The sequence below is a fragment of the Sporichthya brevicatena genome (genome assembly GCF_039525035.1).
Lineage (GTDB): Bacteria > Actinomycetota > Actinomycetes > Sporichthyales > Sporichthyaceae > Sporichthya > Sporichthya brevicatena.
The window spans coordinates 48,270-61,684 of record NZ_BAAAHE010000020.1 but is presented as its reverse complement, the minus strand read 5'-3'; the positions used below and the strand labels follow the sequence as shown (position 1 = coordinate 61,684).

General features: G+C 71.0%; 7 protein-coding genes. 3 read left to right on the top strand and 4 right to left on the bottom strand.

The features are described from left to right. Positions 1–269: 269 nt before the first annotated feature. The 3 genes from ABD401_RS13020 to ABD401_RS13010 all read right to left on the bottom strand — a co-directional run bounded on the left by ABD401_RS13020 (position 270) and on the right by ABD401_RS13010 (position 8,511). A complete protein-coding gene (locus tag ABD401_RS13020; RefSeq protein ID WP_344605331.1) occupies positions 270–2,438 on the bottom strand; it encodes a hypothetical protein in 2,169 nt (722 codons plus the stop codon). Between the two features lie 180 nt (positions 2,439–2,618). Further along, a complete protein-coding gene (locus ABD401_RS13015; RefSeq protein ID WP_344605329.1) occupies positions 2,619–3,569 on the bottom strand; it encodes a hypothetical protein in 951 nt (316 codons plus the stop codon). Between the two features lie 181 nt (positions 3,570–3,750). Beyond that, a complete protein-coding gene (locus tag ABD401_RS13010; protein WP_344605327.1) occupies positions 3,751–8,511 on the bottom strand; it encodes an IniB N-terminal domain-containing protein in 4,761 nt (1,586 codons plus the stop codon). 553 nt (positions 8,512–9,064) lie between these two features. On the opposite strand from ABD401_RS13010, the gene ABD401_RS13005 reads away from it, so the two are divergent. Next, on the top strand, positions 9,065–10,780 hold the full coding sequence (locus ABD401_RS13005) for an Hsp70 family protein (RefSeq protein ID WP_344605325.1): 1,716 nt from the start codon (positions 9,065–9,067) through the stop codon (positions 10,778–10,780). Positions 10,781–10,795: 15 nt separating this feature from the next. Here the strand turns inward: ABD401_RS13005 and ABD401_RS13000 are convergent, their stop codons facing one another. Further along, positions 10,796–11,524, bottom strand: a complete 729-nt coding sequence (locus ABD401_RS13000) for a DUF4184 family protein (protein ID WP_344605323.1) — start codon at positions 11,522–11,524, stop codon at positions 10,796–10,798. 372 nt (positions 11,525–11,896) lie between these two features. On the opposite strand from ABD401_RS13000, the gene ABD401_RS12995 reads away from it, so the two are divergent. Further along, a complete protein-coding gene (locus ABD401_RS12995) occupies positions 11,897–12,574 on the top strand; it encodes a pentapeptide repeat-containing protein (protein ID WP_344605322.1) in 678 nt (225 codons plus the stop codon). A gap of 238 nt (positions 12,575–12,812) precedes the next feature. Next, the gene (locus tag ABD401_RS12990) at positions 12,813–13,352 is read left to right on the top strand and encodes a hypothetical protein (protein WP_344605320.1); all 540 of its coding nucleotides are present in this window, start codon (positions 12,813–12,815) and stop codon (positions 13,350–13,352) included. Positions 13,353–13,415: the final 63 nt, after the last annotated feature.

Here is a 13,415-nt window from a genome sequence, read left to right as displayed (position 1 = left end):
GGGGTCGGCACCTAACGGATCTTGCTGTCATTAGGGAGATGTGACGGCCTCACTAGGGCCGCGCAGTGACATTCCCAATTCGGGGCCGTGACGGTCCTCATCCACCCTGTCCGAAAGGAAAGGTGGACCTTTCCGCTATGAAATTCGCACGTGCCCTCGCGGGCACAGGAAAGGGCCCCGTCCAGGTGGGGGGAGTGGACGGGGCCCTTTCGGCCGCACGGGCGGCCCTGACCTCGGGGGCCGGCGGACCGGTCCCCGAGGGGTCTGACTCAGAGCAGGCCGAGGCCGCTCACGGTGTCGAGTACGCCGGAGGTCACCGGCAGCAGCTCCTCGACGGGCTCGGTCAGACCAGTGGACTGGGTGGTGAAGACGGGCTCGGCCAGCCCGAGGTTCGCCAGCGTGTTCTGGACAAAAGCCTGCGGGTGGTCGAGGTCGTGGAGCGGGACGATGGTGCTGACCGTCGTCTGAGTTTGCGTCAGAACGTCGCTGACCATCGTGTTCGTGCCGAGCAGCTTGCTGGTGAGGTCGTCACCGAGCTCGCCGACCGCGGCGGTCGCCGCAGCCCCGGTCCCGGCCACAGCGGTGGTCGCCTCGGCGCCGGCGATCTCGACGGTCTCCACGAGACCCGCGACGAGGGTCGACGTCGCGGTGAGGGTGCCGTCGACGATCCCCGCGATCTCCGGGGGCAGCGGCAGTTCGGGGAGCGGCATCGGCAGCGGCACGGGGCCACCCGGAACCGGCAGCGGCAGGTTCAGCTGCGGCAGCAGGTTCAGGACGTCGCCGAGCGCCGGGATCGGCAGCCCGGGCAGGCCCGGCAGCGGGTTCGGGTCGGGCGGCAGCGGGCCGGGGTTGGGGTTCGGCAGCTGGATCAGCCCGAGAACACCGTCGACGATGCCGAGAACTGACGTGGGGTCACCCACGACGTCGGTCACCGCCGGCACGTGGTCGACGAACTCCCCCGCCGAGGCGAAGGTGGTCTCGATCAGGGACTCGGCCGCCGCGGCGGTCGTCGCCACGAAGCCCCCGGCCGCGTTGAAGGTCGTCCCGATCACCTGCTGGAGCGGCGTGGTGTCCGGCAGCCCGGGCAGCCCCGGGGTCGGCAGACCCGGCAGCGCCAGGCCCGGGAGGATGTTCGCGACCACGTCCAGCGCTGCGGAGATGTCCGGCAGCGCCGGCGCGGCCGGGAGGCTGGGGAGGATCTCGCCCAGGGCCGGGACGATCTGCGTCAGCGTCGGAAGCACGGAGAGCAGGTCACCCAGCTCCGGCAGACCCGGCGCCCCCGGCGCCGGCAGGCCCGGCAGTGCCAGACCCGGCAGGATGTTGGCGACCACGTCCAGGGCCGCGGTGATGTCCGGCAGCGCCGGAAGGTCCGGGACGATCTCGCCGAGCGCCGGCAGGATCTCCGTCAGCGCGGGGACGATCTCGCCCAGCGCCGGCAGCACCGCGAACAGGTCACCGAGCTCGGGCAGGCCCGGGGTTCCCGGGTTCGGCTCGCCCGGCAGCACCGGCAGCGACGGCAGCGACGGCAGGGCGGGGAGGACCAGGCCCGGGAGGATGTTGGTGACGACGTCCAGGGCGGCGGTGATGTCGGGCAGGGCCGGGAGCGCCGGCAGCGCCGGGAGGCCAGGGACGATCTCACCCAGCGCGGGGATGATCTGAGTGACCGTCGGAAGCACGGAGAGCAGGTCACCCAGCTCGGGCAGGCCCGGGGCCCCCGGGGTCGGCAGGCCCGGCAGTCCGGGCAGACCCGGCAGGACCAGGCCCGGCAGGATGTTCGTGACCACGTCCAGGGCGGCGGTCATGTCCGGCAGTGCGGGCAGGTCCGGCACGATCTCACCCAGCGCGGGCAGCAGCTCGGGCAGGGCCGGGACGATCCCCGGCAGCGCCGGCAGGAGCTCGGTCAGCGCGGGGACGATCTCGCCCAGCGCCGGCAGCACCGCGACCAGTCCACCGAGGTCGGGCAGACCCGGGGTCCCCGGGTTCGGCTCGCCCGGCAGCACCGGCAGGCTCAGCCCCGGCAGGATGTTCGCGACCACACCCAGCACCGCGGTGACGTCCGGCAGCGCGGGGAGCTCGGTCAGGTTCGGGAGGACGTTGACGTCACCCACGAGGTCGGTCACCGTCACCGCGAGGTCGTTGAGGATCTCCGGCGAGATGTCCGGCAGCGCCGGGATGGCAGGGATAACGCCCGCCAGGTCCGGGATCGTGGGCAGGACGTCGTTGAGGTTCGGCAGGTCACCGAAGCCCCCGCTGAGCGGGTTCGCGATCGCGATGCCGGCCCGGAGGAATCCAGTGGCGTCACCCAGCATGGGCGTGCCGAGGCGGAGGGCGTCGGCGCCGGGCTCGTCGCCGAGGCCGAACTCGAACTCGTACTCCTCGTCCGCGTCACCGGCCCCGAGGCCGATGCGGAAGCCAGGAATCCCGTCGAAGATGGACATGCCGGTAGAACCTCCCCGTAGTGCGCGGTGGGTGTCGGTCACCGCGTCTGCACTTCACGATCACGGAGCGAAGCCCTTGTTCCATCGGGGATTTGGCGGGTGCGCCTCGTGATCACTAGGGGGACGTGAAGATCGCACTAGGGCCCCCGGTCCCCCTCGCAACGTCAGCGGGATCGAGCGCTATGACGCGCGCTTTCGCTGACGTTGCGGGGGTTTGTAAGCCCTGGCGGCGAGGACGGACTCGATCTGGTCGAGGAACGGATCCGGGTTCGTCCGGATCGCGAAGTTGGGGATCTGGATGACGGCGCGACCGTCCATCGAGGCGGCGTTCAGCTTGAGCATGTCCCGCGTCGTCATCGCGACGTCGAGGTGCTGGGCGCCATGGATCTCGACGACGAGAACGTCGCCCCAGTAGTTGTCGTAGCGGACGCGCCCCGACGGAAGTCGGGCCACCACCTGACGATCCGGTTTGGGAATCCCGCGGTCCCGGCACACCTTCGCGAACGCGCGTTCGTCGATCGACTCGATGCCGTCGCTGACGTCGATCAGCAAGCCCTTGAGCAGCTTGCGGCGCTTGTCGCGCTTGATGAGAGCGACGGCGTCGACGAGCTGCGGCACCGCGACGAGACCCTGCTGCACGGAGGCGATGACGAACAGCGCCGCCTCGTTGTCGGTACGCGCCCACAGCGCACCGTGGACCGCGGCGGTCGCCGGCGCCGTGCGCGGGAGGCCGCCGCGTACGACGTCCACCTCACGGAAGCGCCGCGTCTCGTGCACGCGGACGCCTTTGCAGCGGCGGTACCAGGCGCCCTGAGGGACCGCGATGTGAATCTCCGCCGAGCTGATCGTCCGCAGGCCGGCGAAGATCAGTGCGCTGACGCCGTCGACCACAGCCGTCGGCCCGACCTCCAGGACGGCCCGCCAGTAGGGAGTCGCGTCGCCGGCGTCCCCGACCTGGATGCACTGACAGCCGCGCCGTCGCCATCGCCGGGCGACGATCTCCGCGCGCACCTCGCTGCGCGTCACGCCGAGGGCATAGAGCTGCCGACGCCCGATGAGATTTCCCTGCCGGCTCGCGACCGCCTCGATGGCAGCCCGTCGGGCGATCCGGTCCGCGCGGGTGTGGGACATGGCCCCGCATCGTGGGGGATCTTCCTGTGTCCGCCACTCCCCCTGTGGACAAGTCTCGCAACCCTCACAACGTCAGCGGGATCGAGCGCTATGAGGCGCGATCCCGCTGACGTTGCGGGGGTGGAAACGCCGACGGCCCCACCCTCGCGAGGAGGGTGGGGCCGCCGGAGGTGTTGCTGGACTACAGGATCGTGTCCGTCACCGTCGCGGTGATGTTGTCCACGGTCGCGGTGACGTCGTCGAGCAGGTCGACGTCGCCGACGACGTTGTTCAGGACGCCCTGGTCGCCGGTGAGCGCGTCGACCGTCGTGTTCAGCAGGCCGTTGTCGCCGGTGAGGACGTTGTTCTCCCCACCGAGGATGCCGCCCACGACGCTGTTGTCGCCGCCGAGGACGTTGCCGAGGGCACCGTCCCCACCGAGGACCTCGCTGACGAGGCTGGTGTCCCCGACCACGTTGTTCAGCAGGCCGTCCTCGCTGTTGAGGATGCCGCCGACGACGCTGTTCTCACCGCCGAGGACGTTGCCGAGGGCACCGTCCCCACCGAGGACACCGTTCAGCACACCGTCGTCACCGGTGAGGACGCCACCGACGAGGTTGTCGCCACCGAGGACACCGTTCAGGACGCCGTCGTCACCGGTGAGGATCCCGCCGACACCGCCGGTGCCGAGGAGGCCACCGTCGCCGCCGAGCAGGCCGTTGGCGATGCCGTTCTCCCCGACGACCGCGTCGACGACGCCGCCGTTGAGGATGCCGCCCTGGTTCGGGAGGAGGCCGTTGAGCAGGCCGCCGTTCCCGCCGTTGCCACCCAGGAGGTTGTTGAGCAGGCCACCGTTGCCGGACAGCAGGCCGCCGTTCCCGGAGAGCAGGCCACCGTTGCCGGCGAGCAGGCCGTTGTCGCCGGTGAGGAGGCCGGTCGTCGCGGTGAGCACCGGAGCGATCGTGCCGGTGAGGGCGCTGACCGGGCCGGCGTTGACGTCGAGCAGGTCCGAGACCGCGCCCGTGTTGCTGAGGACGTCGGTGATCGCACCGCTGTTGCCGGTCAGGATCTCGCTGAGCGCGTTGCCCTGCAGCAGGTTCGGCAGCAGGTCACCGCTGAGCAGGTCGCCCACCGTGGTGGTCGGGTTCAGCGTGGTCAGCGCCGCGCTGATCGCCGGCAGGATCGCCGCGACCGGGATGACGTTCCCGTTGAGGATGTCGCCGATCGCGGTGCCGTTCAGCAGGTCGCTGACACCGGCGTCCAGGTCGAGCAGGTCCGTCGCGCCGTCGAGCAGCGACCCGTTGAGCAGGTCCTCGACCAGCACGGTCGGGTTGAGCGCCTGAAGCGTCGTGGTGACGTTGCTCAGCAGGTCACCGGTGAGCAGGCCACCGTCGACCAGGTCGCTGAGCAGGTCACCGCCGAGCAGGTCGCCGACCGTGGTGAGCGGAGCGACGTTGGCCAGGATCGGGCCGAGGAAGTTGCCCGACAGCAGATCGCCCGAGAGCACGTCGCCCAGGAGGTTGTCCGAGAGCAGGTTGCCCACGGTCGTCTCCGGGTTGAGGACGCCCAGCGCGGTGCTGACGGCCGGGAGCACCGTCGAGACGATCGGCATCACGTTCGCGACCACCGGCAGGTTGTTGCCGGAGAGCACGTTCTCGAGCAGGTCGCCGGTGAGGAGCTCCGACACCGTCGTGGTCACGTCGAGGTCGCCCAGGGCGGCCGTGATCGAGTCGATCGTGTTGCCGGACAGCAGGTCGCCCAGGGTGTTGCCCGAGAGCAGCTCGCCGAGCATGTTGCCGGTGAGCAGGTCGCCGACCGTGGTGGTCGGGTCGATGCTCGCCAGCGTCCCGGTCAGCGCACCGAGGACGAGGCCGTTGTTCGACAGCACGTCGCCGAGGCCGGCGAAGACGCCGTTGTCCGACAGCACGGGGCCGAGGACGTTGTTCAGGATCTCCGGCGAGAGCGTGCCACCGACGACCGCGTCGACCAGGTCCGTGAGGATCTCCGGCGCGATCGTGTTGCCGACGATGCCGTTGAGCAGAGCCGGCACCACGGTCACCGGCGCCGCGAGGGCGCCGATGTTGAGCAGGTCGGTCAGGATCTCCGGCGTGATGTCGCCGGTGGTGAGGCCACCGACGAGGTCGGTCAGGACATCCGTGTCGAACAGGCCCGCGGTGACGCCGTTGAGCAGCCCGGTGACGAGCGTCGGCGAGATCGTGTTGCCGACGATGCCGTTGAGCAGGGTCGTCACGACCTCCGGCGAGACGGCGCCGGTGGTGACGTCGCCGATCAGGTCCGTCAGGATCGACGGGGCGATCGCGTTGCCGACGATGCCGCTCAGGAGCGTCGTCACGATCTCGGGCGAGATCACGTTGCCGGTGATGCCGCCGACCACGTCGGTCAGGATGTCCGGCGCGATGTTGCCGGTGGCCAGGTCGACCAGGTCGGTCAGCAGCTCGGCCCCGACCGCACCGGTGGTGATGCTGCCGATCAGGTCGGTCAGGATCGCCGGCGAGATGTCGCCGGTGGCGAGGCCACCGATGAGCGTCGGGACGATCGTCACGGCCGGCGCGATGGCCGCCGTGACGCCCTGGACGTTGATCCCTGACAGAACGTCAGTGATGTCGCCCGAGGTGATGTCGCCGATGATGTCGCCGCCCAGGATCCCGTTCAGCAGGTCGTTGTCGCCGCCGAGGACGCCGTTGACCACGGCCGGGAGCAGGTTGACGCCGATGTCGCCGGCGGCGATCCCGCCGACGAGGTCGTTCAGCAGGCCCACGCCGATGTCGCCGCCGGAGACGCCGTTGAGCAGGGCCGGGACGATGGCGAGGTCGCCGGTGAGCAGGCCGGTCACGATCTGCGGGTTCAGGACGCCGTTGGCGACGCCGTTGAACAGACCGCTCAGGATCGCGTTGTCGCCGTTGGCGACGCCGACCAGCAGGCCGTTGAGCAGGCCCAGGTCTCCGGTCGTGATGCCGCTGAGCAGCGCCGGCACGACGTTGACGCCACCGCCGAGCACGTCGTTCAACGCACCCACACCGATGCCGTTGAGCAGCGTCGGGCTGATGCCGTTGAGCAGCTGCGGAATCAGGTTGACGCCCAGGTCGCCGGTGGTGATGCCCTGCAGCAGACCCGCGGTGATGCCGCTGAGGACGGCGGTGTCACCGGTGATGAGGTCCGACAGGACGTCGCCGGTGAACACGCCGGAGGTGATGCCGCTGAGGACACCGTTGAGCAGCGCCGGCGAGACGACGTTGCCCGAGAGCAGACCGGTCAGGATGTCGGTGTCGATCATCCCGGCGGTGATGCCGTTCAGCAGCGTCGGGATGATGACCGGGCTGAGCGCACCGTTGGCGACGTCGCCGACGAGGTTGCTCAGCAGGTCGACGCCGATGTCGCCGACGCCCACACCCGCGAGCAGGCCGGACAGCAGCGCGGTGTCGCCGGTGATCAGGTTCGACAGGACGTCGTTGTCGCCACCGAGCAGACCGCTCAGCAGGTCGACGCCGATGTCGCCGGTGCCGACGCCCGCGAGGACGCCGGTGAGGATCTCCGGGCTCAGGATGCCGTTGGCGACGCCGTTCAGCGCGCCGTTCAGGACCGGCGCGGTGACGCCGTTCGCAGCGGCCAGGCCGACGCCGTTGAGCAGGCCGGACAGGACGCTGATGTCGCCGATCCCGCCGACGCCCTCGCCGAGGAGGCCGTTGAGGACGCCACCGTCGAGGCCGTTGAGGATGCCGCCGACCACGTCCGCGTCGACGTCCGCGCCACCGAGGAGACCGGTGAGCGCACCGTTGAGCAGCGGGGCGAAGACGTTCGGGCTGACCTCGTTGAGCAGGCCGACGTCGAGACCGTTCAGCAGCGGCGCGACGACGTTGGTGCCGTTCAGGGTGCCGTTCAGGGTGCCGCTGAGCAGACCCGAGAGAACAGCGTTGCCGTTGAGCAGGCCGGCGCCGTTGAGCACGCCGCCCAGGTCGAGGCCCGTCCCGCCGGAGCTGAGGACGTTGCCGAGGACGCCGTCGAGCGCGACGCCGCCGATGAGCGAGTTGTTGTCGTTCCCCGGACCGTTGGCGGTGTCGCCGATGCCGAGGGCGCCGAGGCCGTCCATGCCGCCGCCGCTCACGGAACCACCGGGGCTGAGCAGGTTCCCGATGTTCAGGACGTTGCCGAGGATGTCGCCGCCGAGGACGCCGGTGAGGCCACCGGTGTTGCCCGTGCCGACGGTGTTGAGCAGGCCGCCGGCCAGCAGGCCGTTGAGCGCGCCGTTGAGGAGGCCACCGTCGATCAGGTCGGTGAGCAGGCCACCGTTGACGACGCCGCCGTTCAGCAGGCCGCCGTTGACGAGGCCACCGTTGAGCAGACCGAGGTTGCCGAGGATGTTCTGGTCCCCGCCGGGGCTCAGGATCCCGGAGAGCAGGTCCCCACCCGGGCTGAGGATGCCGGAGAGCAGGTCGCCACCGATCAGGTCGCCACCGATGAGGTCGCCACCGATGAGGCCACCGTTGTTCACGGTGTTGCCGTCGCCGTTGACGATGGTCCCGGTGTTGCCGTTCTGGTCGCCGTTGTTGATGACGTTCCCGTCACCGGTGTTCACGACGCCGCTGTTGTTCGGGGCGTTGACGTTGCCGTCACCCTGCTGCACCGCACCGTCGCCGGTGTTGGTGATGTCGCCGGCGGTGTAGGTGTAGTTGTTGATGATGTTGATGATCTGACCGACCGCGTCGTCCGGGTCGAGGTCCACGCCGCCGACCTGGCCACCGGGCGGCAGGATCGTGACGCCCTTGACCTCCTGAATGCACGGGTTGTCCGCGAGCGCGAGACGCGCCTGCTGGACCTCAGCGCCGCAGCGGGCCGAGAAGCCGGCAGCCGTCAGCGCGGCCTCCGGGTTCCGACTGAAGGCGGTGCGCGCGTCGTTGTCGCGCAGCAGATCCATGATCCATTCGAGCAACGAAGGTGTTGCCATGCCGGCTCCCCCACCAATTTGTCAGCGTGACCGATCCACACCGGACCGGTTCTTCTGATCACGTTAGAAATTCACTGGAGCCGTCCATCGGGCCTGTTCCCCAATGCTCGGCTTGGACCTTAGGGGCTCTCACGACACCCCCCAATCGGCGATTAGGGGGTTCGCGGGTGACAGGCCACCATCGGCGATAACCCTTGTCAAGAACGCGCAAAGCCGCTGGTCGGAGGCCTGTCGGCAATATGGGGTCGGCAAATCGGACGAAGCCGGGAACTAACCGCCCAAAGGCAAGTTCCCCCGTTCGGGTGACTCTCGGTAACGAGCTTTCCGTCCGGTCAGGGTGCCAATTCGGCGCCCTCCGGGAAACAAACGGACATTCCGCCACAATTGGCCGCAACGGCTCAGGCCGGCGCTTTCAGCAGCGATCCCGGCGGTGTGCGAATACGCACGGTCTCCATTCAGCAAACCCCGACAGGCAACCAAACGGGCCGTGGTCCCCTCTAAGGGGTAGCAGGGGGACAGCTGGGGGGGCTGACAAGTGGGTTACCGACTGGGCGTGGACCTGGGAACGTCATATACGGCCGCGACGATCGCGCGGGACGGTGGAGCCGGCGGCTCCTCCCTCGGCGCTGACTCCGCGGTGGTGCCGTCCGTGGTCTACATCGGCACGGACGGAGCCCGTCTTTACGGCCACGCCGTGGCGGATGTCGCCGCCGCGGAGTCCGAGCGTGTCCTGCGCGGGTTCGTGCGCCGGATCGGCGACGAGACGCCGATGATCCCGGCCGTCGGGGCGGCCTCCGCCGCGCACCGCGTCGCCGCGGACCTCGTCGCATGGGTCGTCGACCAGGCGAGCGTGCAGGAGGGCCGTGCGCCCGACGCCGTCGCCGTGACGCACCCCGCCACCTGGGGCCCGCACAAGCGTGAGCTCTTCGCCGCCGCCCTCGCCGAGGCCGGCGTCGCGAACGCGACCCTCGTCGCCGAGCCCGTCGCCGCCGCCGCGCTGGGTGCGCAGGACGCGGCCTACGCGCCCGGCACGAAGCTCGCGATCTACGACCTCGGCGGCCGCACGTTCGACGCCGCGGTCGTCCAGCTCGACGAGGCGGGGCAGACCTGGTCCGTCCTCGGCCGGCCCGCCGAGCTCGCCGACTTCGGCGGCGCGGACTTCGACGACCTCGTCCTCGCGCACGTCGTCTCGGGCCTGACGCCGGATCAGCAGACCGCCTTCGCCGCCCTCGACGCCGAGGACGCCGAGACCGGCGCCGCCCTGTCCACCCTGCGCGCCTCGTGCGTCGCGGCCAAGGAGAAGCTGTCCACCGAAACCGCCGTGACCGTGAAGGTCGCCCTGCCCGGCATCGCCGGCTCGGTGCGCCTGACCCGGTCCGAGCTCGAAGGCCTGATCGCCGGCCCGCTCGAGGCGACCGTCGACGTCCTCGACTCCGTGCTGGAGAATGCCGGCGTCGCGGCGGCGGACCTCGCCGCCGTCCTGACGATCGGCGGCTCGGCCCGGATCCCGCTCGTGACCCAGCTGGTCTCGCGTCAGTTCCAGCGCCCGGTGGTCCGCGCCGGTGGGGCCACCCCCGCCACCCCCGCCACCGCGGTCGCCGCGGGTGCGGTCCTCGCGCTCGGTGAGGCCTCGCCCGCCGCCCCGGCGCCGGTGCTCGCCGCCGCGAAGCAGGTCGTGAAGACCGCTGCTCGCAAGCCCAAGGCTGCCGCTCAGGCGGTCGCGGCTGCCCCGGAGGCACCGGTCGCCGAGGCCCCCGCGGCCCCGGCGATCCCGCTCCCGACGCCGACCGGCCCGAGCAGCAAGCCGATCCGTCCCCGCCGGGGTGCCCGTCGCCCCGAGGTGGTCGGGCTCGAGGGGATCGCGGTCGCGACGCCCGTCGCTCCGCGTCCGGCGGCGCCGTCCGAGGCCCCGGCGGCGATGGTCGCCGAGGTCCCGCGTGCGGTGATCCCGGCCCGCGCGGTCCGGTCGGTCGAGGCGCTCCTCGTCGAGGACGCCCCCGCCCCGGTCCGCAGCGCGGAGACCCTGCCCCCGCCGCGCCCGGCGCTCGAGGACCAGCTCTTCTCCGCGGTCGACGACGTCGAGCTCGAGGCCCTGCAGGCCGGCTGGACCTGGCGCTCGCTCGTCAGCGTCCGCCGTTCGCTGGCGCTCACGGCCCTGACGGCGGCGATCTTCGTCGGCGCGACGGCGTGGAACCCCGCGACCCCGGCCATCACCGACCAGCCGGTGAAGGACATGAAGGTCGCTTCGGCCCCGCGCGCGGCGAAGTAGTTCGGCGGCCGGCTCCTAAGCCGAGACGCGGTCCGGCGGCAGTAGTGCCCGCCGGAGGTGCCAGGCCGCCGCGAGGACCAGGACGGTCGCGAGCAGCGCCGCCGACGCCCGGGTGACCGCGTAGTACGCGATCGTCCGCAGGTCGCCGGAGCTGACCGCGCCGTGCAGGCCGAGCAGCCCGCCGACGGTGGCGGCGCTGGCGATGACGAGCGTCCAGGACTGGCCGGGACCGCGCCACGCGCGCAGCAGCACCGCGCCGACGACGGCGAGCCCGAGCACACTGCCGCCGTACTGCAGCCAGGAGTAGCCGGCGTGCCCGGCGTAGGTCTCGTTCAGGGCCGGGACCAGCGAGGTGCCCCACCGGTCGACGTGGGTGAACGAGTCGAGCAGCACGTGCAGCGCAGAGCCGAGCAGCAGCGCGACGACGACGAGGCCGAGCTCCCGGACGTCCCGGAGCCGGTTGCCCAGCCCCATCCGGACCCCGGCCGCGCGGGCCCGCACGGCCGCCGGCGCCCCCGCGAGGACGGGCGCCGCGAGCAGCCCGTGCCAGAGCGCCCAGCCGGCGAGACCCATCGCGAGGTCCTGGCCGACCAGTCCGCTCCAGGAGTGGGTGATCTCCGTCGGCCGGTGCGCGAGGTGGACCGGCAGGTCCGGCACCATCGACCCGATCACGAGCGCCGACGCCGGCAGTGGCGTCCGCGTCAGCGGCAGCACGACGGCCACGTGGCTGACCGTGAACGGCACTGCGCACTCCCTCCCGAGGCCGGGCTGATCCCGGCCGTTCGAGGTAAGCACGCGATTCCGGCGTGATCGCCCAAATCAGGGCGCACAGATCGCAAAGGTGGGGCCACAACGTCAGCGGGCGGACGAATAGGGCCGTCGCCTCCCAGAGCTCCTGACGCCTCATCAGAACCATCGGTCAGCATTCGGCCATTCCGGTGATTTCTGGTCACAGACCGTCGGATGCCTCAGGGCTCACCACAAGCGTCGGAATCCGGACATACCCGGACAGAACCGCGCAGGGGAGCCAGTCACACCCGCCTCGCTGATCAACTAGCGTCCCGCGCCACCCGGGCAAAGCGGACATCGCAGCCCCGAGCCCCCGAGGGAGGCCCCGTGTCACCGACGCGCACCGCGTTCGCCGCTCTCGTGGCCGCGGCGACCCTGACCCTGGCCGGCGCCGCGACCGCAGCGGCCCACCCGTACACCGACGACCCCGAGGTCGTGGTCGGTCCCTACAACCCGCCCATCGGCGGCATCGTGTGGGTCGACCTGTTCGGCTTCGCCCCCTCCGAGACCGTCGAACTGGAACTGCACTCGGACCCGGTCCCGCTCGGCTCGCTCAAGACCGACGAGGACGGCGAGGCCAGCAAGCGCGTGCAGCTGCCGTGGTCGGCGCACTGCCTGCACGAGATCGTCGCGACGGGCCTGACGTCGGGATTCGTCGCGTCCACGCAGATCGTCATCGGTGGCCGGGACGGCTGCAGCTCGAACCCGGGCGGCAACCTCGGCTCCGGCAACTCGGGCAGCGGGAACATCGGCGAGGGCAACACCGGCAACGGGAACATCGGCGAGGGCAACACCGGCGAGGGCAACACCGGCGAGGGCAACCTCGGTGAGGACAACACCGGCAGCGGCAACGTCGGCGAGGGTCACACCGGATGGGGCAACGTCGCCCACAGCGCGACGCTGACCCAGGACGCCCCCGGCCAGGTCGCCGCGGCCCTGCTGCTCGGCCTGACCGTCACCGGCGGGGTCGGCTTCCTGTGCACGCGAGGACGCCGCAACACCTGACGTCCCGACAGATTCGGCGCGACCGACAAAAGAGGGTTAGTCCGTTTCGGTGATCTTTCGATCACGGGTTGTGCTTCCGAACTGGCTGGACAACCCGGACATCCCGTGACGAAACGGTTTATCTCGTCGGGCCCGGAAGAGCGTGAGGAAACGCGCGCGTACTCCGGCCCTCACTAACGTCCGCCGCACGGGGGCCCAAGGCGGACAACGCGGGCCCATTGCGAAGGGGCATTCCGCCATGCGCACGACCACACGCGCCGTTCTCGCCGGAGTGTGCAGCGCCACCGCGCTCGCGATCCCGGCTGCGGCCCCGGCGACGGCTGCGCCGTACACGCCGGACCCGCTGCTGCAGATCAATCTGTTCAACCCGATCCTCGGCGGCTCCATCACGGTCACGGTCCTGAACTTCGCGACCGGTGAGCTCATCGACATCACCCTGAACGGCATGGACCTGCCGCTCGGCACCCTCCAGGCGAAGTCGGACGGCACGGCGACCGGCGTCGTCATGCTGCCGAAGAACGTCCTGTGCGAGCAGACGCTCACGGCCACGGGACGTGAGTCGGGCTCGGTGGCGACGTCGAGCATGCTCATCGGTGGCCTCAACCTGTGCGGGGCGCAGACCGCCACCGAGCGGACGCTCGAGCCGACGCTGCTCGCCGCCCCGTCGACGGGGTCGGGCACGTCCTCCCCCGCCGTCGCGACCGCCGCGGCCGCCGGCCTGGCCGTCGTCGCGGGTGCGGGCTTCCTCGCCCGCCGACGCAAGTCGTACCGCTACTGAGCCCCGCGGCCTGACCCGCCGTCAGGCCCGCGGCGGCTGCCGCTACAGCCACCCCCTCCGTCG